Origin of the sequence: Streptomyces sp. NPDC052079, from assembly GCF_040680275.1 — a bacterium.
GTDB lineage: Bacteria > Actinomycetota > Actinomycetes > Streptomycetales > Streptomycetaceae > Streptomyces.
In genome coordinates this window covers 23599-45665 of record NZ_JBFAWL010000029.1, presented here as the reverse complement: position 1 = coordinate 45665, position 22067 = coordinate 23599, and the positions used below count along the sequence as shown (strand labels likewise).

The following is a 22067-nucleotide window of genomic DNA, read 5'->3' as shown; positions in this document are numbered from 1 at the left end:
CCCGCTCTGCCCGAGGGGTGCAGTGGTGACCCACCAGACCATCGGCGAGCGCGACGCGGCCCTCACCCCCGAGGACCTCGCCGCGCTGCGCGAGAACCTGCACGAGCAGCGGCAGTTCCGCCAGGAGCAGCTGCGGCAGTTCGCCTCCACCAACCGTGCCGACGACGGGCGCCGGCAGGCGGACGCCGCCCAGATCGAGGTCGGCGTCAAGCTCGCCGCCTCCGCCCGGATGGTGCTCGCCGACGTCGAGGCGGCACTCGCCCGGATGGAGTCCGGGGAGTACGGCACCTGTCATCTGTGCCGCCGCCCGGTCGAACGCCACCGCCTGCTGATCGTCCCCCAGGCCCGCTACTGCGGGCGCTGTCAGCAGGTCAGGGAGGCCGGCCGGTGACCGTGATCCGGCGCCCCCGGCCGGCTCCCGTACGTCACCGGCACTGGCCGCTGTGCCGGCGCTGCTCGGGTATCGCTCTCGACCTGGGCAGCGCCCGCACACGCGCGTGGATCGCCGGCCGGGGCATGGTCCTCGACGTGCCCACCGTGACCTTCCCGGGCACCGGGGCCGTGCACCCCATCCAGCGCGGGACCATCGTCGACACCCCCGGCACGGCCCGCATGCTGGAACGGCTCCTCGGGCACCGGATGCCGAGGATCGGCCGGCCGCTGGTCGTCGTGACGGCACCGGTGCTGGACGGGCTCGCCTTCCGCACCGAGGCCCGCACCGCCGTGGAGGTCCTCAATCCGCGTGCTGTGCTGACCGTCCCGGGGGCCCGGGCTGTGGCGCTGGCCGCGGGCGCCGACCACATCCGGCCGCTGCTCGTCGTGGACCTCGGCGCCCACCTCACCGAGGTGGTACTGCTCGCCGACGGCGCGGTGACCGACGCCCGCCGTGCCGCGCTGGGCACCGCGGACCTGACCGACGGCACGGAGCCCGAGCTCATCACCGAGGCGGTGACCGGGATGGTGACGGCGATGCTGCGGCGGGACCGCACCGCGCTGACCCGCACCGCCCTGCGCCGCGGCGTCCTGCTGGCCGGCGGCGGCGCGCTGCGCCCCGACATCACCCGCGACCTTCCGGACCGCCTCGGCTGCCCGGTCCAGCCGGTGCCGTCCCCGCACACCGCCGCCGTGCGGGGCGCCGCCGGCCTGCTCGCCGCGGCGCACCACCACCCCTCCGTCACCGGAAGCATCTGATTCACCCCCGGCTGCCTGCGACCCCGGACGAAGGAGACACGACGTCGATTCAGAGCAACGGCAACGGGAGCTGGCCGACGGTGTCGTGCAGTTCCGGCTGACCGAGGGGCGGGCCGCGGAGTGTTCCGCGCCGCAGCTCGCCGCATGCCATGTCACAGATGCTCGCGGAACCATTCGGCGGCCAGGTCCGCCACCTGCTCCAGCGCGCCCGGCTCGGGGAAGAGATGGGTCGCGCCGGGGACGACATGGATGCGGTGCGGGGCGGCCGTCAGCTGCTCGGCGGCCCGGCGGTTGAGTTCGAGGACCGTCGTGTCGTTGCCGCCCACGATGAGCAGTACCGGGCACGAGACCAGGGCCAGCGCGTCCCCCGCCAGGTCGGGGCGTCCGCCCCGCGACACGACCGCCGACACCCTCTGGGGACGCTCGGCCGCCGCCACCAGGGCGGCCGCGGCTCCCGTGCTGGCGCCGAACAGACCGACCGGCAGGTCCACGGTGTCCGGGCGCTGTTCCAGCCAGTCGATGGCGTGCGCCAGCCGCCGAGCCAGCAGACCGATGTCGAAACGGTGTTGGCCGGTCGCCGCGTCCTCGATCTCCTCCTGCTCGGTCAGCAGGTCCAGGAGAAGCGTGCCGAACCCGGCCAGTTGCAGCGCGGTGGCGACGGCCTGGTTGCGGGGGCTGTGCCGGGAGCTGCCGCTGCCGTGAGCGAACAGCACCATCCCGCGCGCCCCGACGGGAATCTCGAGGTCACCGGCCAGGGCGGCGCCACCCGAGGGAACCGTCACGGATTCCGAGACCATGTCAGGTCACCTCCTCAGCGGGTGTCCTCGGCCGCCCGGGCGACGGGCAGCAGACTGCCGATGTCCTTGGGCAGCGCGGCGGCCACCTTCTCCGTCAGCTCCGGGGTGAGCGCGGCGTCGAGCACTTCCAGTACGGCGGCGGCCTCCCGCAGGGCCGCGTCCTCGTCCGTCTCCGCACGGCCGGCGATCCGGCCGGCGAACGTGGTCAGGCCGAAGCGCTCACCCGAGGTGGCCCTCGGCCCCTCGGCGGCGGAGTCCGTTGCCTGTCGCATAGGGGCGGCCAGGGGCGGGGGAAGCTGGGCGGCCACGTGGTCGGTCAGCCCGGACGGCAGCCGTTCGGCCAGCGTCGTCAGCACCGCGCGGGTCGCCATTTCGGCCGATCCCCGGTCCGGCAGCCCTGCCAGGGCCTGCACTTTTCCGATGATCTGATCGTGCTGCATGAGGCGGGTGTCCTTCCTCATGGTGCGCTGGTCCGCGATGGTCGGTCGCCGGGTACCCCCGAACGTGCCCGGACCAACGGACGCCCGTTTGCCCTCGTCGCCGAGGGCTACCCGGTCCCCTGCGAACGCGGACGAGGAGGTGTACGGCGTGCGAGACGAACGTACCCACCGGGCCGGGAAACCGGTCTCCCGGGCCCGTTCCGGAACGTTCGGCCGCCGGTACCCCCGGAGCGGCACCGAACCGGTCACCGCGCGGAGCCCGCTGCGGCTGCGCCGGCTGCTCGCGGGGCTCTTCCTGCCGTTGTTCCTCGCGGGCTGCGCCCTGTTCGCCGTGTGGGCCGCGGACTCCGGCCCCGACGACAGCCCGGGCCGCGGGCCGCTGGTGCTCCTCGCCGTGGTCTGCGGCGTGCTCGCGCTGACGGCGCTGTTGGACCTGCTCGTCGTGCTGCGCCGTCTGCGACGGGAGCGGGGCATCGCCCGCTGACCGCCGGCTCACGAGGCGGATCAGCGGTCCGCGGCTGCACCCTCATCTTCGAGCCGGGCCGTGCTCTGCCGGACCACCAACTGGGTCGCCAGTTCTATGCGCTGCGCCGCCGTCCCGGGATCGTCCGGGCGGAGCAGCATGCGGGCCGCTTCCTCGGCCATGTGACGCAGGGGCTGGTGGACCATGGTGAGGGGCGGGCTGGACCACTGGCCCGGCGGGACGTCGTCGTAGCCGACCACCGACAGGTCCTCGGGGACGCGCAGCCCCTTGACCCGGGCCGCCTCCAGCACGCCGAGCGCCTGGAGGTCGCTCCCCGCGAAGACGGCCGTCGGCCGCTCGGGACCCTCCAGGAGTTCCATGGCGTGTGCGAAGCCCCTCTGCACCTTCGGGCCGGTGATGATCGCGACCCGCCGGTCGCCGAGGCCGGTGAGATGGCGGGTGGCGGCCAGGCCCCCGGCCCAGTTCGCCGAGCCGACGGAGGGCACGTCGGGGTCGGCGTCGCCCGCCGGGTCGATGACGGCGAACGGGATGGCCGCGGCCCTGAGCCGGCGCTTGATGTCTCCCGGGAGTGAGGAGCAGACCAGCACGACGCCCAGCGGCCTGCGCCGCAGCAGGCCCGGCAGCCACTCGGGTGCGGGTGTGTGCCGGGTGCCGCTCTCGGTGAGCACCACCGTCGCGCGGTTCTCCTTGGCGACGTTCTCCACGCCCCGGATCAGTTCCATCGCCCAGATGCTCTCCAGCTCGTGGAACACGATGTCGATGAGCGGGGAGCGGGACGACGGCTGGGCGCGCCTGCGGTACCCGTGGACGTCCAGCAGGCGTACCACCTTGGCGCGGGTGGCTCGGGAGACATCCGTTCGGCCGTTGAGCACCTTCGAAACTGTCGGCATCGAAACGCCGGCCTCTTTCGCCACCCTGGCCAGGGTGACTCTGCCGCCACCCGTCTCGTCCTCATCGTGCATACACGCAGGACACGGTCCCGCGCGCGATAACAGTTTGGGTGAGTAATGTTCGACCGTTGACCGAAACTCCTGTCTGACCTACTGTCCCACGGCATGGCTTTCGGTGAGGTCTCCGAAACTTTCGAAGGGCGAACGATGACGACACGTGCGCGCTTGCCAGACTGGTCGTCTGCGCTGCGACGCTCGCCCTGGCACTGATCCTCTCGGCCTGCGGTGACGGGAACGGCGGGGCGTTCGAGACGGTCCTCATCCTGACCCAGGGCGGCCCCGGCACCGACACCACCATCAGCGCCTACTACATGTACGACAAGGCGTTCAAGAGCTTCGACTACGGCACCGGCTCCGCGATCGCCCTGGTCCTCGTCGTCGCGGCCACGATCATCTCGCTGATCGTCGTCCGGGCTTCCGGCTACGACAAGATGCGCAGCTCCATGGAGGGTGTGTCATGAGGCGCCGACCGAACTACGTGGCCGGCGCCGGATCGCTCATCTGGCTCTTCCTGGTCGGCCTGCCGCTGTACGTGCTGCTCGCCGCGACCCTGCGCACCCGCCAGGACTACGCCGACAACGGCCCCATCTCCCCCCCCGGACAGCCTCACGCTCGACAACTACACCGGTGCCTTCGACTCGGGCTTCGGCCAGTACTTCCTCAACACCCTTGTCGTCACCGCCTGCGTGATCGGCATCGTGCTGCTGCTGGTACCGCCGCTCGCCTACGCGATCGTCCGCAGCCGCGGCCGTGCCACGTCGGCGATCTTCCGGCTGTTCCTCCTCGGACTCACCATCCCCGCCCAGGCCGTCATCGTGCCGATGTTCTACCTGATCAGCGAAGCCGGGCTGTACGACAACCTGCTCGGCGTCATCCTGCCCACGGCCGCGTTCTGTCTGCCCATGTCGGCGCTGATCCTCAGCGGCGCGATGCGTGACATCGCGCCGGAACTGTATGAGGCCATGGCCATCGACGGAGCGAGCCCGCGGCGCATGTTCTTCCAACTCGTCCTGCCGCTGTCCCGGGGCGGACTGTCCACCATCGTGGTCTTCTCCGCGCTCCAGGCATGGAACGGCTTCCTGTTCCCGCTCGCCCTGACCCAGTCCGACTCCAGCAAGGTCGTCACCCTGGGTCTGTACAACTTCCAGACCGAACACGGCATCGACATCCCCGGTCTGCTGGGAGCCGTGGTGCTCTCCATGGTGCCCATCCTGCTCGTCTACCTGTTCGCCCGTCGCGCCCTGGTCCAGGGTCTGATGGGTGTCGGAGGAAAGTGACTGCCGACGTGGCCGTAGAGACCACCCCCGAAATCCCCCTCTGGAACGACCCCGACCGCCCCGTCGCCGACCGGGTCGACGCACTGATCGCCGCCATGACGCTGGACGAGAAGATCGCCCAGCTGTACGGCGTGTGGGTCGGCGCGTCCGCCAACGGCGCCGAAGTGGCCCCCCACCAGCACGACATGGAGGAGACCGTCGACCTCGACGCGCTGCTCCCCAGCGGACTGGGCCAGCTCACCCGCCCCTTCGGCACCGCACCTGTCGACCCGGCACTCGGCGCGCTCTCCCTGCTGCGCACCCAGTCCCGCATCACCGGCGCGGGCCGCTTCGGCATCCCCGCCGTCGCCCACGAGGAGTGCCTTGCCGGCTTCGCCGCCTGGGGCGCCACCGCCTACCCCGTCCCGCTGTCCTGGGGCGCCACCTTCGACCCGGACGTGGTGCGGCGCATGGCCGCGGCCATCGGCCGCGACATGCGGTCCGTCGGCGTCCACCAGGGACTCGCGCCCGTGCTCGACGTGGTACGCGATGCCCGCTGGGGCCGGGTCGAGGAGACCATCGGCGAGGACCCCTACCTCGTCGGCACCATCGCCACCGCGTACGTGCAGGGCCTCGAATCCGCCGGAATCGTCGCCACCCTCAAGCACTTCGCCGGCTACTCCGCCTCCCGCGCCGGACGCAATTGCGCCCCCGCGCCCATGGGCGCCCGCGAACGGGCCGACGTCCTGCTGCCGCCCTTCGAGATGGCGATCCGCGAGGGCGGCGCCCGCTCGGTGATGCACTCCTACACCGACACCGACGGCGTCCCCGCCGCGGCCGACGACAGCCTGCTGACCGGGCTGCTCCGCGACACCTGGGGCTTCCAAGGCACCGTCGTCGCCGACTACTTCGGCATCGCCTTCCTCAAGACCCTGCACGGCATCGCCGGCGACTGGGCGGACGCCGCGGGCGCCGCGCTCAAGGCCGGTGTCGACGTCGAACTGCCCACCGTCAAGACGTACGGCGCACCGCTCGCCGAGGCCGTCGCCGCGGGCCGGGTCCCGGAGTCGCTCATCGACCGCGCCCTGCGCCGCGTCCTCACCCAGAAGGCGGAGCTGGGCCTGCTCGACCGCGACTGGAGCCCGGTGCCGCCCGCGCTCGACGGCGCGGACCTGGACGACCCCGACGCCCTGCGCGGCACGATCGACCTGGACAGCCCCGAGAACCGCGAACTGGCCGGCGAGATCGCCGAGAAGGCGATCGTCCTGCTCACCAACGACGGCACCCTGCCGCTCGCCCCGCCCCGCCGCATCGCCCTGGTCGGCCCCAACGCGGCCGAGGCCACCGCCGTACTCGGCTGCTACTCCTTGCCCCAGCACGTGGGCGTGCAGCACCCGGACGTCCCGCTCGGCATCGACCTGCCCACCCTGCGGGACACCCTGGCCGCCGAGTTCCCCGACGCGCACATCACCGTCGTCCGCGGCACCGGCGTGGACGACGGGGACCTCGCCGGCCTCGACGAGGCCGTGGACGCGGCCCGGGAGGCGGACATCGTCGTCGCCGTCCTCGGCGACCGCGCGGGCCTGTTCGGCCGCGGCACCAGCGGCGAGGGCTGCGACGCGGAGTCCCTCGCGCTGCCCGGCGCCCAGCAGCAGTTGCTGGACGCGCTGCTCGACTCCGGCACGCCGGTGGTGACCGTGCTGCTCGCCGGCCGCCCCTACGCCCTCGGCCGCGCCACCGCCGAGTCCGCGGCGATCGTGCAGTCCTTCTTCCCCGGAGTCGCGGGCACCCGGGCGATCGCCGGTGTGCTCAGCGGACGTACGGCCCCCTCCGGCCGGCTCCCGGTCAGCGTGCCGCGCGGCCCCGGCTCCCAGCCGACCACCTACCTCGGTGCACGGCTCGCCCAGGTCAGCGAGGTGTCCAACGTCGACCCGACCCCGGCGTTCGGCTTCGGCCACGGCCTCACGTACACGACGTTCGCCTGGAGCGACCTCGCCGTGGACGCGCACGAGGCCCCGACGGACGGCGAGTTCACCCTCGCCCTCACCGTCCGCAACACCGGCGACCGCTCCGGCACGGAGGTCGTCCAGCTCTATCTGCACGACCCGGTCGCCTCCGTCGTCCAGCCGGTGCAGCGCCTCGTCGGCTACACCCGGGTCCTGCTGGAGCCGGGGCAGGCCCGACGGATCCGCGTCACGGTCCCGGCCGACGTCGCGTCCTTCACCGGCCGCGACGGCCGCCGGGTCGTGGAACCCGGGGCCCTGGAACTGCGCCTGGCCGCGTCGAGCACCGACACCCGCCTGGCGGCGAGGGTCACCCTCACGGGCCCGGAACGCCAGGTCAACCACACCCGCCACTTCCACGCAACGCTCACCCAGGAGCCTCTGACGCAGGCCTGACCCGGGTCCCCAGACACAGTCCCCGCCCGGCGCCTGCGGGGCGGGGACTGTGTCTGGGGCAGCCTCGAGCGAAGTCCGGGTCAAGCGATCCTCCTGGCACCCCCGCTTCAGAAAACTCCGTCGAGCAACGCGCGGCCGTCGCCTACCCTGACGGCATGGGCCATGGGAAGAGCTCCTACGTCTGCCTGCCGTGCCGGGCTTCGTACAAGCAGCCGTACGACAGGGAACGGCCGCACCGGGTCTGCCCCCGTTGCGCGGAACCTCTGATCCACGTGGGGTCGGCCTTCGGGGCGCCCCCGCGCCGGGACACCGCCGCCTGGCGCACGCTGTCCGTTCTCCTCCACGCCGGTGTCCACTTCCACAAGAGCTGCTGCGGCGGGCCCGGATACCGTCCGCGCACCCTGAGGGAGGTCCGCGAGCGCATGACGTACGCCCGCCGCACGGGCGAGCCCTTCGCGAGGGCTCTGACACGCCCGGAACTGCCATGAGGGACACGGCACTTGATCACCTGCGAGCCCGCTGATGGAGTGGCCGGCATGACTGAGCTCGGACCCGTCGCCTGGCCGCCCGCCCCGATCAGGACCGAGCGGCTTGTACTCCGTGAGCCCGAGCCCGGCGACCGTGCGGCCTTCATCGAGCTGCTGGCGTCGCCGGACGTGCACACCTACCTCGGCGGCGCCCGCCCGCGCAGCGAGCTCGAGCGCGAGATGCCCGAAGTGCCCGAGAGATGGCCCGGGAGTTTCGTCGTCGCTCTCGACGGGGCGATGATCGGCCAGATCCTGCTCAGGAGAGCCCCACAGGACCGCCGCCCGGCCGCCGCGGGGAAGATCGACCTCGGCTACCTGTTCCTGCCGCGGGCGTGGGGATCCGGGTACGCCGCCGAGGCGTGCGCGGCGGCACTGGACTGGCTCGACGACGTCCTTCCGGGGGAGCCGGTGGTGCTCGCCACCCAGACCGCCAACGTCCGCTCGATGCGCCTCGCGGCCAAGCTGGGGTTTACGGAGGTCGAGCGGTTCCACGCGTGGGACGCCGAGCAGTGGCTCGGCCTGCGGCCCCCTGGTCACGCGCACGGAGGCGCTGGGTGTCGCCCTGCATGAGGAGACGGCGCTGGACGTGCTCCTGGAGAGCCTCGGGCGAGGTCAGACGCCGAGCCCGCCCGCGGCGAGCAGGTCGGAGATGTCGCTCACCAGTCTCCTGCCCAGGCCTTCGGCGGTGCCGAGTCGTGCCTCGAAGTCCCGGAGGTCCCGGAAGATCTCGGCGTACGCCTGCTGCTCCCGCAGAGGGAGGTGGAGCACCTGCAGGCGCCGGATGTCGACCCGTGACGAGCTGGAGGCGTGGGTACCCGCCTGCCGCCCGTTGGAGGGCGCGCGCAGACAGCCGGCGAGGAAATGCGCGTCGAGTTTGGCCGAGTCGACCCGCAGGGCGTACAGCTGCGGTCCCAGGGCCGTCGGGGTGGGAGACGCTGGCCCGCACCGTGAGTCCCGCGCTCGCCCAGTACACGGACACCGGCCGACGCGATCTGCTGGTCGCGGTCGACAGCCCCTGCCGCACCGCGCGCCGCCCGTGTATGTCTTCCACGGGATGGTAGCCGCTGCAGCCGTACGCCTCTGGCTCCGCTCATGACTCGCCGGACAGGTTATGGTCCGAGGTGAGCCGCGGGCGCGGCGGTGGTTCGCTCCGTTCGTCCCAGGCGCGGCGCTCGGCGTCTTCGAGCCAGTTCAGGTACCACTGCGCGAATGTAGCGGGTTCCGTGGTGCCGCGTCGTCCGACCGGCACCACGCCCTCGCCGACCGTCCGTACGTCCTCCCATATGGTGCCGCGATGGGGGCCGGTGACCACCAGGAGCGAGTAGTACGCGCAGCCCTGGGAGCTGATGCAGAGGGTGCCCTCGGTCAGTGCGTCGTACAGCTCCTCGTGGCGGGCCACCCAGGGGGTGTGCGCGGCAGCGAAGGCATCGTCGTCCGGGTAGTCGGCCCGCTGGGGCTCCGCGCACTCGTGTTGGTCGAGCTCAGCCGTGAGCCCGGGGTGGAAGGGCAGCGCGCAGCGGCCGGTGGCCGACAGGACGCCGGGCGCGGACGGCTTCATCGGGAAGAGGCCGTAGTCCGGGCCCGCGCCACCGGCCCCCACCTGAAGGAGGAACGTGCGGTACTCCTCCGGCAGTTCGGTCCCGAACCGCCGCTCAACCGCTCGCAGCTGTTCCCCGTTCAGGACGGGATGCAGTTGGAATTTATGGCCGTGGTCGTGGAAGTCGGCCCCGAACACCACCCTCCAGTGCGGCGCATTCCGCAGCGCGAGAACGCGCTCTCGCACCCCCGCCCAGGTCCCGCCCACCGCTTCACCTCCCAAACAGTCGACAGGAGTTGCGGACCCGGCTAGGCCCGGTCCGTGTGACGGGGCACGTCATCCACCGTCGGATCCCATGGTAGAAAAAGCGCTCCAGGCCGAGAAACGCCGGTCGTTGAGGACGTGCGTGCCGACCGCGGACGAGACGGACAAGTGTGCGCGCAGTGACGGAGGGGAGCGACATGACGGCAACGCCGGAGGGTGAGCCGGGGGGACAGTCAGGGCGAAGCGGGTCGAGTGGTCAGTACGTACCCGGGTGTCTTCCCCTGCTGATAGGACTCGGAGCTCTGATCTTCGCGGTCGTGTCCGTGGTCCTGAACCTGGGCTTCGACCCGAGCGCGGCGCCGGACTGCGGCGGCGAGGCGATGACTCCTGGCGACAGGTGTGACGACTACAGCGGACAGGGCGGCGGCGGCAGCTACGCGGAGATGCAGGAGAAGGCGATCGAGGCGCACGAGGGCAGAATCCGCAACTACAGCATCGCCTTCCCTCTGGCCGTTCTGTGCTTCGCCCGCACTCTGTACGTCTGGTTCAGGCCGGCCCGGGGCCGTCAACCGGATGGGACCGCTGCCTGACCGCCCCTGGTCGACACCGACCGCTGGACGCCGGTGACCCTCATACTGACGGCTCGAGCCCGGAGACCCGCCAGAGCGCCAAGCCGGCGGGAGCGGAGACTTCTGCCACACCTTTGGGGTTCACCATGCGCATCACCCGTGTCTCCGCAGCCACGACGCTGCTGCTCGCAGCGCTCACCGCCTGCGGTCCAACCGCCGACACCGGCACGGACGACGCCGCGTCCACCGCCCCTTCGGCTTCCGACACCGGCGAGGCGGCCGAGGAACCCTCGGTGGACACCAAGTCCGCCGCGGCGCTGCCGGACATGGCCGGCAAGGGACTGCAGAGCGCCCAGGACGAGGCGCAGGCCGCCGGCTTCTACCACCTCACGTCCCACGACGCGCTCGGCCGGGGCCGGAACCAGCTTTTCGACCGGAACTGGAAGGTCTGCGCCCAGACCCCGGCGCCCGGCACACACCCGACCGACACGAAGGTCGACTTCAGCACCGTCAAGCTCGAGGAGAGCTGTCCCGCGAGCGGCGACCAGGCCGAACCCGAGGAGGCCGGTGGCACCATGCCGGACTTCGCCGGCAAGTCGGTCAAGGTCGCCCGCCAGGCGCTCGACGGCTCCACCAGCATCGTCGTCGACGACGTGTCCGGCCAGGACCGGATGGTGCTCGTCGAGTCGAACTGGCAGGTCTGCTCGACCGACCCGGCGGCCGGGGCGGAACTCGACGGACAGCCGGTGACGATCGGGGCCGTCAAGTTCGGCGAAAGCTGCTGACCGGGTAGCGGATTCTGAACCCTGAGCTCGGCTCAGGACGAGTGGTCGGCCGCGGATGCCTCCAGCTCGCGGGCGAGTGTCTCCGCGTCGTACGGCCCGACGTGCCGGCGGTTGCCGACGAAGAAGGTCGGGGTGGCGAGCGCCCCGCTGGCCTCCGCGCTGGCCATGTCCGCCCGTACCCGTTCGGCGGTTCTCTCGCTGTCGATGGCTTCGAGGAACCGCTCGATGTCGAGTCCCAGCTCGATGGCGTAGGCGGCGATGTCCTCGAACTCCAGTTTGTCCTGGTGTGCGAAGAGCATGTCGTGCATGTCCCAGAAGCGTCCCTGTTCGTCGGCGGCGACGGCCGCCCGGGCGGCGAGCATGGCGTGCGGGTGGACGTCGGTGAGCGGCAGGTGCCGGAAGACGTAGCGGAGCCGGTCGCCGAAGCGTTGCCGCAGTTCGTGGATGACGCCGGTGGCGCGGGCGCAGTAGGGGCATTCGAAGTCGCCGTACTCCACCAGGGTGAGGGGTGCGTCCACGGGGCCGGCGATGTGGTCCACCTCCGGGTCGACCGGACGGTCGAGGAAACGCGGCAGGTCCGCGTCCGTCTCGCCGCGCAGCGCCGCGGCGAGACGGAACGCCAGCCATCCCAGGGCCGTGGCGAGGACCACCGAGATCAGGACGCCGACGGTCGCCTGGGCGCGCAGCGCCGGGTCGTCGAAGGCGAGTCCGATGATCAGCAGGGAGACGGTGAAGCCGATCCCGGAGAGGGCGGCCCCGCCCACCACATGGCCGAGCCCCACCCCCTTCGGAAGCTGCCCGAGCCCGAGACGGGTGCCGAGGTGGGCCCCGCCCCAGATGCCCACGAGCTTGCCGACCACCAGGCCGACGACGACGGCCCAGGTCAGCCAGGAGGAGAGGGCGCGTCCCAGGACGCCTCCGCGCAGGTCGATACCGGCACTGGCGAGGGCGAACAACGGGACGACGACGTAACTCGCCCAGGGATGCAGCATCAACTGCAGCCGCTCGTTGACCGACACCGCGCGTTGCAGCCCCAGACGCGCCGACAGTCCGACGTCCGCCCTCGGCGACTGGCGGAAGGCGCGGAAGAGCCGGGCGGCACGGTCCAGGAACTCGGGCACAGGGGGGTGGGCGGGGATGAGGAAGCCGCCGATCATGCCCGCGATGGACGCGTGCAGACCGGCCTCGAGCGTGGTGAGCCACAGCCCGGTGACGAGCAGCACGTACGGGGCCGACCGCCAGACGCCCAGGCGGGTCAGCATGGCCAGGGCCGCACAGAGCGCGAGCCCCACCAGCAGCGGCACCAGGTGGATGGTCTCCGAGTAGACCAGGCCGATGACGCTGACCGCGACGATGTCGTCGATGACGGTCATGGCCAGTAGGAAGACCCGCAGTTGAGTGGCGAACCGGGGCCCCACCAGGGCGAGCGCCCCGAGCATGAAGGCGGTGTCGGTGCCGATGACCGCGCCCCAGCCGCCTTCCGCTTCGCCCTCGGGCGCCATCAGGAGGTAGATCGCCGTGGGCACGACCATCCCGCCGATTCCCGCCAGGGCCGGGAGCATGATGCGGTCGCGGCCGGACAGCGCGCCGACCGAGATCTCGTAGCGGACCTCCAGGCCGACGACGAAGAAGAACAGGGTCATCAGGCCGTCGCTGACCCAGTGGCTCAGGTCCATGGAGAGCTCGGCGTTGCCGAGCGACACGGACAGCTCGGTCGACCACAGGGTGGTGTAGGAGGCCGACCAGGGCGAGTTGGCCCACACCAGGGCCACCACGACCGCGACCAGCAGCAGGCCGGCGCTGCCCGCCTCGGTGGCCAGGTAGGAGCGCACCCGGTCGGAGAGCTGGCTGGCCAGTGAGCGTCGCCCGGCCCGCGTCTGGGAGTCGTTGTTCGTACGTGTCACAGGCTCCCCTTGCCGACCCGTCGGCGTCCCCCGGGTCGCGCACGGACCCGCGTGCGCGGCGCGTTCGGTTCCAGCGGTGTCTCCCTCTCATTGGTCCGATCGTTGCGCCCGGCGCGGGTTCCAGCGCTCCGGGACGCCGATCCTTGCGCCGTTCAGGTCATGAGGGGCACCGGGTGGGGGAGGGGCAGTCGCCCGCCACACCTGCCCGGACAGGTCGAGTCCGTCCCGGGCCCGGGTGCGCAGGGCCGCACCGGCCACCTACCTCACCGGACGCGGGAAGCATGCGGGGTAGTGTCCGGTTGTCGCCCATCCGCGGTAAATGCCTGGACCGGTGCCGTCCTCCCGCGGGAGACTCCGGACTCCGACCTCCCGGGAGTGTGATGGCGACCACCGATGTACACGGGCCGACGCCGGGCAGGAGCGCGGTCGTTCTCGCGCTGCGCCGCTACGGCCAGGAGATCTTCCGACTACGACGGCTTGCCCTGCCCGCGCTGCTCCTGCCGGCTGTGGGCAACATCGGCATCCGCTACGTGGCCCCTCTGCTGATCGCCAAACTGGCGGGACAGGCGGCCGACGACGGTGGCCTGACCCTCGCCTCGGCACTGCCGTACGTGCTGGGCTTCGGCGTGGTGCTGCTGCTCGCCGAAACGGTGTGGCGGATCGGGCTGCACTGCCTGAACCGGGTCGACGCCCTCGGTATCGAGCACCTGTACGTCAGCGGCATGGACGAACTCCTCGCCAAGGACGCCGCGTTCTTCCACGACAACTTCGCCGGCTCGCTGACCAAACGGGTGCTGAGCTTCGGCAAGCGCTTCGAGGACTTCGTCGACACCCTGACGTACCGGATCGTGGGCAGCCTCGTGCCCCTCGTCTTCGGCGCCGTGGTTCTCTGGAGCTACGCACCGATGCTGGTCGTCGGCCTGCTGCTGATGATCGCCGTGACCGTGGTGGCCGCCGTGCCCCTCATCCGCCGCCGTCAGGCGCTCGTCAACGCACGCGAGGCGGCGATCGCCCGGGTCTCCGGCCATGTCGCCGACAGCCTCACCAACATGGAGACCATCCGGGCGTTCGCCGCCGAGCGGCGGGAGGCCGAGGAGCACCGCAGCCGCGTCGCGGAGTCCCGGCGCCTGACGCTGAAGTCGTGGGACTACGGCAATCTGCGCGTCGACACCCTGATCGCCCCCATGTCCGTGCTGACCAACGTGCTGGGCCTGCTGGTGGCCATCGCCTTCGGAAGCCCGGGCCAGGGGGTGGAGGAGATCGTGGTCGCGTTCACCTACTACTCCAGCGCCACCCAGATGATGTTCGAGTTCAACCAGATCTACCGGCGGCTGGAGAGCTCGATGACCGAGGCCGCCCAGTTCACCGAGCTGCTGCTGGACCCGCCCACCGTGCTCGACCCGACCGACCCCGAACCGCTGTCCCCAGAGGACACCGGCATCCGCTTCGAGGCCGTGACGTTCGCCCACGCCGGTGCGAAGCCCATCTTCGAGGGCCTCAACCTGGACGTGCCCGCAGGCGCGCGGATCGGCCTGGTCGGCAGGTCCGGCGGGGGCAAGACCACCCTCACTCGGCTGCTGCTGCGGATGTCGGACATCGACGCCGGACGCGTCCTGATCGGCGGTCAGGACATCAGCCGGCTGCGCCAGGCCGACCTGCGCTCACTGATCGCCTGCGTCCCGCAGGAACCCGCCATGTTTCACCGCAGCCTGCGGGACAACATCGCCTTCGCCCGGCCCGGCGCCACCGAGGCGGAGATCCACGCGGCGGCCGCGGCCGCTCATGTCACCGAGTTCGCCCACCAGCTCCCCGACGGCTTCGCCACCCTGGTGGGGGAGCGGGGAGTGAAACTCTCGGGCGGCCAGCGCCAGCGCGTCGCCCTCGCCCGGGCCATCCTGCGCGACGCCCCGATCCTGCTGCTCGACGAGGCGACCAGCGCGCTGGACTCGGAGAGCGAGCTCCTCGTCCAGGATGCGCTGTGGCGGCTGATGGAGGGGCGTACGGCCCTGGTGGTCGCCCACCGTCTGAGCACCGTCGCCGGCATGGACCGCCTCGTCGTGCTCGACCGGGGACGCGTCGTCGAACAGGGCACGCACGAGGAACTGCTCGCCGCGGACGGCGCCTACGCCAAACTGTGGCAGCACCAGTCGGGCGGCTTCCTCGGAGAGAACGCCGAACCGGCCCCCGACGACGCCCAGCCGCCGACCGGTCCCACCGGACTCACGGAACCGGCCGACCCCGCCCCGGACCGGGAGGCACCGACCGGCGCCCGCACCTGACCCGGCCCCGCGCCGTCCCGTGGACACCCTTCCGCGGCCTCGGCACCGGCAAGGTCACCTCCCGCGGCGCGGGCGGCACGTCCCGGAGGGCCAAGGATGCCCGCAGGGCCGCCCGGATACGTCGCAACGGCTGAGCGGCGCCGCCCCGAGAGCGCGGCCGAGCGGAGCGGGACGACGGCGTCCCCGCAGCGCGCCCGGCATGACAAGCCCCGCAGCACGCCCGGCATGACAAGCTGTGCCTGCCCGCCCCACGAACCCAGGAGGTCACCATGACCGCAGATCACGCATCCACGGAAGGTTCGGAGGAGCCGGCCGCCCCCGAGACGTCCCCTGTGGCGCCGGACGCCGACGGCACGGACGACATCAAGCGCAAGTTCCGCGAAGCCCTGGCCCGAAAGCGCAGTGCCCAGGCGGAGGCCGCCGCCGGCGCCGCCAACTCCGATGCGTCGAAGGTGCGTGCGGCGCACGGTCCGGCAGCGAGTCAGCGGTCGTTCCGGCGCAAGAGCGGCGGTTGAGCAAGCGGTGCGGTCGGGGCGTGGCCGGGATGCGTTGGTCACGCCCCGCCACGCGCCCGCCCTGCCGGCACGCCCGTGCGATGGAGCCGGCGGCGGGCGACGAGTTCGACGGTCAGGGCCACGGACAGGGCCTCTACGGCGAGCAGTGCGACGGGGACGAAGACCTGGACGGCGGCCGCCCGCACGGGGGAGGCGCCGGCCAGGAGCATTGCGGCGCCGCGGGCGGCTTCGAGGTGGGCGTCCCGCTTCGGGAGGCCCAGGGACAGGACGGCCTCGACCTCGCCGTACCGCCCGGCCGCGGCGAGTTGCCCGCACGCCCGCACGCCCGCACTCCGCCGTCACGACCTCGCGGGCCCGCCCGTACGACGCGTCGGGTAAGAGCCGGAAGTCGGCCGCCACCGCCGTGGCCGCGAGCAGCAGGACGGCGAGGCGGCGGCCAGCGTGCTGTCGACCGGCAGCAGGGTTTCGGCGGCGCGACGGCGCACGTGTGTCGTCCCTACCCGCGGGAAGTCGTCGCCGTTGCGGCGGGTGAGGAGCGGTGTGCGAGGAGGGAGGCGTGGATCTCCCCGGCCCGGACGGCGGTGGTGGACAGCAGCGTCGAGGTGAGGCCGTGGGTGTGCTCGGTGGCCCCTTGGAGGTAGATGCCCGCGGTGACGTTGGGGGCGGTCTCCACGCGGTGGTCCCGTCCGACGCGGAGCTGGTCCTCCTCGTCGCGCAGACAGAGCTTGGCGATGTCTCCGAGGTGGTCGCCGATCCCCCTCGGCTGGTAGCCGGTTGCGAAGACGAGCACGTCGGCGTCGAGTGTCTCGCGTTCCCCCGTCGGCAGGAACTCCACCGTCACCCGTACGCCGTCCGCGCGGGAGGCGGCCTCGCGGATCCGGGAGACGTTCATCATCCGCAGCCGCTGTGTGCCCTGGACCTTCTCCTGGTACATCGTCCGCGAAAGGGACTCGATCAAGTCCATGTCGACCACGGAGTAGTTGGTGCCGCGGTGGTAGTCGTTCAGTGACTGCTTCACCTCTGACGAGGCGGCGTAGAACACGTCGACGGCCTCGGGGTCGAAGATCCGGTTGGCGAACGGGCTGTCGTCGGCCGGTGTGTAGCCGTACTTGGCGAACACGGAGCAGATCTCGGCCCCGGGGAAGCGGCGGTGGAGGTAGTCGACCGTCTCGGCGGCGCTCTGGCCGGCGCCGAGCACCACGGCACGGCGCACCGGTGTCTCCGAGCGCAGGAGATGGTCCACGCGGGGAAGTAACTCGCTGTTGTGCCAAACACGGTTCGACAGTTCGGCACCGGGCGGCAGATGCGGCTCCAGGCCGGTGGCCACGCAGACGGCGCGGGTCCGGCGCACCGTCAGCCGCTCCGGCGCGTCCGGATCACGGCTGGTGACGTCGAACCAGCGGACCTCGCCGTCCTCGGTGACGGGCTTCACGGAGACCACGTCCGCGGCGTACTCGACGAGATGGCCGACACGGGCGGCCGCCCACTCGAAGTAGTCGTGGAACTCGATGCGCAGGGGGAAGAGAGTCTTCTGGTTGAGGAAGTCGACCAGCCTCCCGCGCTCTCGCAGATAGTTCAGAAAGGTGAAGTCGCTGGTGGGGTCGCGCATCGTCACCAGGTCCTTGAGGAAGGACACTTGCATGGTGGCGTCGTCGATGAGCATGCCGCGGTGCCAGCCGAACCGCGGCTGCCGTTCCAGGAATCCGGCCCGCAGTCCGTCCCCGGAGGACGAGGCCGCGCCGTGCTCGTGGACCGCGATGGCGAGTGCGAGGTTGGACGGGCCGAAACCGATGCCCAGTACGTCGTAGATGGAGTCCGGCCCAGTGTGCAGCGTCGTCACCGCGTCATCGCCTCCTGTAGGGGGGAAGCCGAAGCGTTCTCCCATGAACGGACACAGGCTCCCCTCAACAGGCACATGCTAGATAAGGTTAGCCTTACCTAGCAATGCCGAGGAGGCTTGGATGCGGGTCGTCATGTTCGGTTACCAGACCTGGGGACACCGGACGCTGCAAGCTCTGCTGGACCCCGAGCACGAGGTGGTCCTGGTCGTCACCCATCCCGAGAGCGACCATGTGTACGAGAGGATCTGGAACGACTCGGTCGCCGACCTGGCCGAAAAGCACGGTGTGCCGGTGCTGTTGCGCGACCGGCCGGGGGACGAGGAACTGCTGAGCGCGCTCAAGGAGGCGGAGCCGGACCTCGTCGTGGCGAACAACTGGCGTACCTGGCTGCCCCCGGAGATCTACGACCTCCCGCCGCACGGCACACTCAACATCCACGACTCGCTGCTGCCCTCCTACGCGGGCTTCTCGCCGCTCATCTGGGCGCTCATCAACGGTGAGAAGCAGGTCGGCGTCACCGCTCACCGCATGGACGCCGACCTCGACATGGGCGACATCCTGATGCAGCGTTCGGTGCCGGTCGGTGCCACCGACACGGCGACGGACCTGTTCCACCGCACGGTCGACCTCATCGGCCCGATCGTCAGGGAATCCCTCGGCCTCATCGCCTCCGGCGAGGCCGTGTGGACACCGCAGGACCGCTCCAGGTCGAGCTTCTTCCACAAGCGGTCCCTGGAGGACAGCCGCATCGACTGGACGTGGCCCGCCGCGGACCTGGAGCGGCTGGTGCGGGCCCAGTCGGATCCGTACCCGAACGCCTTCACGTACCACCGCGGCGCGCGGGTCCGGATCCTCAAGGCATCGGTCTCGAAGGGCCGTTACGGCGGCACGCCGGGCCGGATCTTCATCCGCGAGGGCGACGGAGTCGTCGTCGTGGCCGGCGCCGGCGCACGGTCCGGGCGGCTGCCCGGTCTGGTGGTCGAGCGGGTGCGCACCGAGGACGGCACCGAGTACGCCGCCACCGACTACTTCCGCACCATGGGCGGCTATCTGACGGACCGTCCGTAAGACACGGAAGCCCTCCGGGTCACCCGAGGGCGTCGGAGACGGCCACGGCCGCCGCGCCGGCACCCTCGTGGTGCCGGCCGATCGGTACGACCATCGGCGTTCCGCTGACCGGGTCCGCGTCCACCACGCACCTCAGCCCGAAGACGTCCTCCACCGTCGCGGCGGTGATGACCTCTTCGGCGGCGCCCTCGGCCACCACGCGGCCCGCCTTCATGGCGACGATGTGGTCCGCGTACCGGCACGCCTGGTTGAGGTCGTGCAGCACCATCACCACCGTACGGCCCTGATGCCGGTTCAGATCGGTGACCAGGTCGAGGACGTCGATCTGGTGGGCGAGGTCGAGGTAGGTCGTCGGCTCGTCCAGCAGCATCACCGGTGTGCCCTGGGCGACCGCCATCGCGATCCAGGCCCGCTGCCGTTGTCCGCCGGAGAGTTCGTCGACGGCCCGGTGCGCGAGGCCGGTCATCGCTGTGGCCCGCAGCGCGTCGTGCACGGCTTCCTCGTCCGCGGCCGACCACTGCCGCCACCAGGTCTGGTGGGGTGAACGCCCGCGCCCCACCAGGTCGATGACGGTCAGTCCCTCGGGGGCCAGGGGGGACTGCGGCAGGATGCCGAGCCGCCGGGCCAGGGTCCGTGTGGGGATGGCGTGGATCGAGCGCCCGTCGAGGTGCACGGCACCGGACTTGGGTGTCAGGAGCCGGGCCAGGGCGCGCAGCAGCGTGGACTTGCCGCACGCGTTGGCGCCGACGATCACGGTGATCCTGCCGGTGGGGACGGCGAGGTCGAGGTCGTCGACGACGGTCCGGTCGTCGTACGCCAGCCGCAGTCCCTCGGCACGCAGTCCGGGGCCGCCGCCCGGCACGGAATCCGCCTTCGACATGGTGTCAGCCTCCTGAACCGGCGCGGTTGGCGCGGACGAGCAGCCACAGCAGTACGGGCGCGCCGAGCACACCCGTGACGATCCCCACCGGAAGCTCGGTGTCCGTGAGGAGCTTCCGTGCGGCGAGATCGGATCCGAGGACCATGACGGCCCCGGTCAGCCCGGCGCCCACGGGCGGCGGGAAGGCCGTACCGGCCAGACGCTGAGCGACCTGAGGTGCGGCCAGCGCCACGAACGCGACGGGCCCGGCGGTCGCCGTCCCGAAGGCCACCAGCCCTACGGCGGCGAGCAGTACGGCCACCCGGACGGTCTGCACGCGCGTCCCGAGGCCCCGGGCGACGTCGTCCCCGAGCTCCAGGGTCCGCGTCAGCCGCCCGAGCAGCAGCGCCACCGGCACCAGCACGGCCATGGTCAGGGCCAGCGGGGTGATCTGCTGCCAGGTGCGGCCGTTGAGGTTGCCGACCAGCCAGCCCAGCGCGGCCTGCGCCTGGAAGCGCTCACCGCGGGCCATGAGGTAGTCGGTCGCACTGGTGCAGATCCAGGCGATGCCGACGCCCACGAGGACGATCCGGTAGCCGGTCGCCCCCTTCTTCCAGGCCAGGAGATAGACCAGCAGAGCGGCCGTGAGCGCGCCGAGCAGCCCGAGCACCTGGGTGCTCAGCCCGCCGTCCCAGCCGAGGACGATGCCGGTGACCACGGCGGCGCCGGCGCCCTGCGTGATGCCCATCATGTCGGGGCTGGCGAGCGGGTTGCGGGTCATCGTCTGCAGCAGGGCGCCCGAGATGCCGAACGCGATGCCGACGAGCAGACCCGCGAGGGCCCGGGGCAGGCGCAGCTCGTGGACGATGAGTTCGGTGGCCGGGTCGCCCGCGCCGACCAGGGACCGCGCCACGTCGGTGAGCGGGAGCGAGATGTCCCCGACCGCGGTTTCCATGAGGAACAGCGCGAGGGCGGCGGCCGTGAGCATCAGGCACACCGCCAGCAGCCGGGGCCGCAGCACGCCGGAGACCGGCGGGACGGCGAGCCGGAAGGCGACACGGCCGGCCGTGCGGCGGGAGGCCGTACGGTCCGCGGCGTCCTTGCGGCCCGAAACGGGCGCGAGGCCGGTCGTCATGGGCTCACCGCTTCGCGCGTCGGGATCGTCATGGGCTCACCGCTTCGTGCGTCGGGATCGTCATGGGCTCACCGCTTCGTGCGTCGGGATCGTCGTGGCCTCATCGCTTCGTGCGACGGGACTGTCATGGCTCACCACTTCATCGTCGGGATCGACATGGCTCACCGCTTCATGCGTCGCGATCGTCATGGCTCACAGCTCCGCGAGGCGTCGGCGGCGTACCAGCGAGATGAAGAACGGACCGCCGATGAAGGCGACCAGGATGCCGGCCTGGATCTCGACCGGGCTGGCCAGCAGCCGCCCCGCGATGTCGGCGGCCAGCAGCAGGCAGGGGGCGAGCACGGCCGACAGGGGCAGCAGCCAGCGGTGGTCGGGGCCGATACCGGCGTACTGGGCGAGGACGCGGGCGATGTGGGGGACGACCAGTCCGACGAAGACGACCGGCCCGATGACGGCGACGGCTCCGCCGGTGAGCAGGGTGACGGCCACCACGCCTTGGATGCGGACGAATCCGAGCCTGAGCCCAAGGGACTTGGCGACATCGTCACCGAGGGCGAGGCTGTTGAGGGCGGGCGCGCAGGCCAGCGCGAGGGCGGCGCCCACGGCGAGGAACGGCAGGACGCGCAGCAGGACTTCGTCGTTCTGGTTGGCGAGGGAGCCCGCGGACCAGAACCGGTAGCGGTTCAGAGCCTCGGGGTCGGTCAGCGCGACGGCGCTGGTCAGCGAGAACAGCAGCGAGGTCACGGCGACGCCGGCCAGGGCGAGTTTCACCGGGGTCGTTCCCGACCGTCCGAGCCCTCCCAGGAGGTGGACGAAAACACTCGCGACGAACGCGCCCGCGAAGGCGAACCAGATGTAGCCGTAGACGGAGCCGATGCCGAGGACCCCCACCGAGAGGACGACGGCGAAGGCCGCGCCCGCGCTCACCCCGAGGATTCCGGGATCCGCGAGCGGATTGCGGGTCAGGGCCTGCATCAGCGCGCCCGACAGGCCCAGCGCGGCCCCGGTGGCCAGGCCGAGAAGGGTCCGGGGCAGCCGTACGGACCAGATCACGGTGTCCACACGGGCGCTGGGAGCGTCGCCGAGGAGCGTGTGCCACACCTGGTCGAGGGGGACGCTGAGCGCGCCGAACGCCATCGACAGGGCGCACAGCGTCAGCAGCGCCGCGCCGGACAGAGCGAGCAGCAGCAGTACCGCGCGGGGGTCTTTCGCCGCCCCGTCCTCCGAGGTCCCCACGTCAACTTCCTTTGGTCAGGCTTGCCTTGCC

General features: G+C 71.7%; 23 protein-coding genes and 2 pseudogenes. 13 read left to right on the top strand and 12 right to left on the bottom strand.

Going from position 1 to position 22067, the window contains the following annotated elements:
• Nucleotides 1–25: 25 nt before the first annotated feature.
• Nucleotides 26–391, top strand: coding sequence for a TraR/DksA C4-type zinc finger protein (locus AB0L56_RS28665; protein WP_365428269.1), 366 nt, complete (start codon nt 26–28; stop codon nt 389–391).
• On the top strand, nt 388–1191 hold the full coding sequence (locus AB0L56_RS28660; protein WP_365428266.1) for a hypothetical protein: 804 nt from the start codon (nt 388–390) through the stop codon (nt 1189–1191). Before AB0L56_RS28665 ends, AB0L56_RS28660 begins: the two co-directional genes overlap by 4 nt.
• A gap of 152 nt (nt 1192–1343) precedes the next feature.
• On the opposite strand, the gene AB0L56_RS28655 is transcribed toward AB0L56_RS28660, so the two are convergent.
• Both AB0L56_RS28655 and AB0L56_RS28650 read right to left on the bottom strand, forming a co-directional pair.
• Nucleotides 1344–1988 (bottom strand): alpha/beta fold hydrolase, encoded by a 645-nt coding sequence (locus AB0L56_RS28655; protein ID WP_365428263.1) that lies wholly within the window; start codon nt 1986–1988, stop codon nt 1344–1346.
• 14 nt (nt 1989–2002) lie between these two features.
• The gene (locus AB0L56_RS28650) at nt 2003–2428 is read right to left on the bottom strand and encodes a DUF2267 domain-containing protein (RefSeq protein WP_365428260.1); all 426 of its coding nucleotides are present in this window, start codon (nt 2426–2428) and stop codon (nt 2003–2005) included.
• Nucleotides 2429–2576: 148 nt separating this feature from the next.
• Between AB0L56_RS28650 and AB0L56_RS28645 the strand changes: the two genes are divergently transcribed.
• Nucleotides 2577–2912 carry a DUF6343 family protein gene (locus tag AB0L56_RS28645; protein ID WP_361028160.1) on the top strand — a complete coding sequence of 112 codons (336 nt, stop codon included), beginning with the start codon at nt 2577–2579 and terminating at the stop codon, nt 2910–2912.
• A 20-nt stretch (nt 2913–2932) separates the two neighbouring features.
• Here the strand turns inward: AB0L56_RS28645 and AB0L56_RS28640 are convergent, their stop codons facing one another.
• Nucleotides 2933–3874: a substrate-binding domain-containing protein gene (locus AB0L56_RS28640; RefSeq protein WP_365428257.1), complete on the bottom strand. Its 942-nt coding sequence runs from the start codon at nt 3872–3874 to the stop codon at nt 2933–2935.
• 233 nt (nt 3875–4107) lie between these two features.
• Between AB0L56_RS28640 and AB0L56_RS28635 the strand changes: the two are divergent.
• The 5 genes and pseudogenes from AB0L56_RS28635 to AB0L56_RS28615 form a co-directional block, all read left to right on the top strand.
• Nucleotides 4108–4323, top strand: a pseudogene (locus AB0L56_RS28635) (sugar ABC transporter permease); the annotation flags it as partial.
• A pseudogene (locus AB0L56_RS28630) lies at nt 4320–5139 on the top strand (carbohydrate ABC transporter permease). The pseudogenes AB0L56_RS28635 and AB0L56_RS28630, both read left to right, overlap by 4 nt.
• Nucleotides 5136–7517, top strand: a complete 2382-nt coding sequence (locus AB0L56_RS28625; RefSeq protein WP_365428254.1) for a glycoside hydrolase family 3 N-terminal domain-containing protein — start codon at nt 5136–5138, stop codon at nt 7515–7517. The pseudogene AB0L56_RS28630 and the gene AB0L56_RS28625 overlap by 4 nt, the downstream one beginning before the upstream one ends.
• Nucleotides 7518–7672: 155 nt before the next feature.
• The gene (locus AB0L56_RS28620; RefSeq protein ID WP_365428251.1) at nt 7673–8005 is read left to right on the top strand and encodes a deoxyxylulose-5-phosphate synthase; all 333 of its coding nucleotides are present in this window, start codon (nt 7673–7675) and stop codon (nt 8003–8005) included.
• Between the two features lie 48 nt (nt 8006–8053).
• Entirely contained in the window at nt 8054–8614 is a 561-nt protein-coding gene (locus AB0L56_RS28615; protein WP_365428248.1) for a GNAT family N-acetyltransferase, read from the top strand.
• Nucleotides 8615–8656: 42 nt separating this feature from the next.
• Here the strand turns inward: AB0L56_RS28615 and AB0L56_RS28610 are convergent, their stop codons facing one another.
• Both AB0L56_RS28610 and AB0L56_RS28605 read right to left on the bottom strand, forming a co-directional pair.
• Nucleotides 8657–8812, bottom strand: a complete 156-nt coding sequence (locus AB0L56_RS28610; protein ID WP_365428245.1) for a hypothetical protein — start codon at nt 8810–8812, stop codon at nt 8657–8659.
• A gap of 322 nt (nt 8813–9134) precedes the next feature.
• Nucleotides 9135–9848, bottom strand: coding sequence for an SMI1/KNR4 family protein (locus AB0L56_RS28605; protein ID WP_365428242.1), 714 nt, complete (start codon nt 9846–9848; stop codon nt 9135–9137).
• A 314-nt stretch (nt 9849–10162) separates the two neighbouring features.
• Between AB0L56_RS28605 and AB0L56_RS28600 the strand changes: the two genes are divergently transcribed.
• Both AB0L56_RS28600 and AB0L56_RS28595 read left to right on the top strand, forming a co-directional pair.
• The gene (locus tag AB0L56_RS28600; RefSeq protein WP_361028184.1) at nt 10163–10435 is read left to right on the top strand and encodes a hypothetical protein; all 273 of its coding nucleotides are present in this window, start codon (nt 10163–10165) and stop codon (nt 10433–10435) included.
• Nucleotides 10436–10560: 125 nt separating this feature from the next.
• Nucleotides 10561–11199, top strand: a complete 639-nt coding sequence (locus AB0L56_RS28595; RefSeq protein ID WP_365428238.1) for a PASTA domain-containing protein — start codon at nt 10561–10563, stop codon at nt 11197–11199.
• A 32-nt stretch (nt 11200–11231) separates the two neighbouring features.
• On the opposite strand, the gene nhaA is transcribed toward AB0L56_RS28595, so the two are convergent.
• Entirely contained in the window at nt 11232–13103 is a 1872-nt protein-coding gene (nhaA, locus tag AB0L56_RS28590) for a Na+/H+ antiporter NhaA (protein WP_365428235.1), read from the bottom strand.
• 380 nt (nt 13104–13483) lie between these two features.
• Between nhaA and AB0L56_RS28585 the strand changes: the two genes are divergently transcribed.
• Entirely contained in the window at nt 13484–15382 is a 1899-nt protein-coding gene (locus AB0L56_RS28585; protein ID WP_365428233.1) for an ABC transporter ATP-binding protein, read from the top strand.
• 269 nt (nt 15383–15651) lie between these two features.
• Nucleotides 15652–15897 carry a DUF5302 domain-containing protein gene (locus AB0L56_RS28580; RefSeq protein WP_365428230.1) on the top strand — a complete coding sequence of 82 codons (246 nt, stop codon included), beginning with the start codon at nt 15652–15654 and terminating at the stop codon, nt 15895–15897.
• A gap of 38 nt (nt 15898–15935) precedes the next feature.
• Here the strand turns inward: AB0L56_RS28580 and AB0L56_RS28575 are convergent, their stop codons facing one another.
• Together AB0L56_RS28575 and AB0L56_RS28570 are read right to left on the bottom strand one after the other, a co-directional pair.
• Nucleotides 15936–16220: an ABC transporter permease gene (locus AB0L56_RS28575; RefSeq protein WP_365428227.1), complete on the bottom strand. Its 285-nt coding sequence runs from the start codon at nt 16218–16220 to the stop codon at nt 15936–15938.
• Between the two features lie 173 nt (nt 16221–16393).
• A complete protein-coding gene (locus AB0L56_RS28570; protein ID WP_365428224.1) occupies nt 16394–17737 on the bottom strand; it encodes a lysine N(6)-hydroxylase/L-ornithine N(5)-oxygenase family protein in 1344 nt (447 codons plus the stop codon).
• Nucleotides 17738–17858: 121 nt separating this feature from the next.
• On the opposite strand from AB0L56_RS28570, the gene AB0L56_RS28565 reads away from it, so the two are divergent.
• Nucleotides 17859–18806: a methionyl-tRNA formyltransferase gene (locus tag AB0L56_RS28565; RefSeq protein WP_365428221.1), complete on the top strand. Its 948-nt coding sequence runs from the start codon at nt 17859–17861 to the stop codon at nt 18804–18806.
• 19 nt (nt 18807–18825) lie between these two features.
• Here AB0L56_RS28565 and AB0L56_RS28560 read toward each other — a convergent pair whose 3' ends face one another.
• Genes AB0L56_RS28560 through AB0L56_RS28545 form a run of 4 tightly spaced genes read right to left on the bottom strand, consistent with a single transcriptional unit; the run spans nt 18826 to nt 22036 of the window.
• On the bottom strand, nt 18826–19686 hold the full coding sequence (locus tag AB0L56_RS28560; RefSeq protein WP_365428218.1) for an ABC transporter ATP-binding protein: 861 nt from the start codon (nt 19684–19686) through the stop codon (nt 18826–18828).
• A 4-nt stretch (nt 19687–19690) separates the two neighbouring features.
• Entirely contained in the window at nt 19691–20800 is a 1110-nt protein-coding gene (locus tag AB0L56_RS28555; protein ID WP_365428215.1) for an iron chelate uptake ABC transporter family permease subunit, read from the bottom strand.
• Between the two features lie 60 nt (nt 20801–20860).
• Entirely contained in the window at nt 20861–20989 is a 129-nt protein-coding gene (locus AB0L56_RS28550) for a hypothetical protein (protein WP_365428212.1), read from the bottom strand.
• 3 nt (nt 20990–20992) lie between these two features.
• Nucleotides 20993–22036 (bottom strand): iron chelate uptake ABC transporter family permease subunit, encoded by a 1044-nt coding sequence (locus tag AB0L56_RS28545; protein ID WP_365428209.1) that lies wholly within the window; start codon nt 22034–22036, stop codon nt 20993–20995.
• Nucleotides 22037–22067: the final 31 nt, after the last annotated feature.

What these genes read in the sequence shown, in the direction of transcription:
- AB0L56_RS28555 (WP_365428215.1), bottom strand. Translation starts at nt 20,800, where the DNA reads ATGACGACCGGCCTCGCGCCCGTTTCGGGCCGCAAGGACGCCGCGGAC.
- AB0L56_RS28595 (WP_365428238.1), top strand. Translation starts at nt 10,561, where the DNA reads ATGCGCATCACCCGTGTCTCCGCAGCCACGACGCTGCTGCTCGCAGCG.
- AB0L56_RS28580 (WP_365428230.1), top strand. Translation starts at nt 15,652, where the DNA reads ATGACCGCAGATCACGCATCCACGGAAGGTTCGGAGGAGCCGGCCGCC.
- AB0L56_RS28615 (WP_365428248.1), top strand. Translation starts at nt 8,054, where the DNA reads ATGACTGAGCTCGGACCCGTCGCCTGGCCGCCCGCCCCGATCAGGACC.
- AB0L56_RS28640 (WP_365428257.1), bottom strand. Translation starts at nt 3,874, where the DNA reads ATGCACGATGAGGACGAGACGGGTGGCGGCAGAGTCACCCTGGCCAGG.
- AB0L56_RS28650 (WP_365428260.1), bottom strand. Translation starts at nt 2,428, where the DNA reads ATGCAGCACGATCAGATCATCGGAAAAGTGCAGGCCCTGGCAGGGCTG.
- AB0L56_RS28560 (WP_365428218.1), bottom strand. Translation starts at nt 19,686, where the DNA reads ATGTCGAAGGCGGATTCCGTGCCGGGCGGCGGCCCCGGACTGCGTGCC.
- AB0L56_RS28655 (WP_365428263.1), bottom strand. Translation starts at nt 1,988, where the DNA reads ATGGTCTCGGAATCCGTGACGGTTCCCTCGGGTGGCGCCGCCCTGGCC.
- AB0L56_RS28550 (WP_365428212.1), bottom strand. Translation starts at nt 20,989, where the DNA reads ATGACGATCGCGACGCATGAAGCGGTGAGCCATGTCGATCCCGACGAT.
- AB0L56_RS28620 (WP_365428251.1), top strand. Translation starts at nt 7,673, where the DNA reads ATGGGCCATGGGAAGAGCTCCTACGTCTGCCTGCCGTGCCGGGCTTCG.
- AB0L56_RS28565 (WP_365428221.1), top strand. Translation starts at nt 17,859, where the DNA reads ATGCGGGTCGTCATGTTCGGTTACCAGACCTGGGGACACCGGACGCTG.
- AB0L56_RS28585 (WP_365428233.1), top strand. Translation starts at nt 13,484, where the DNA reads ATGGCGACCACCGATGTACACGGGCCGACGCCGGGCAGGAGCGCGGTC.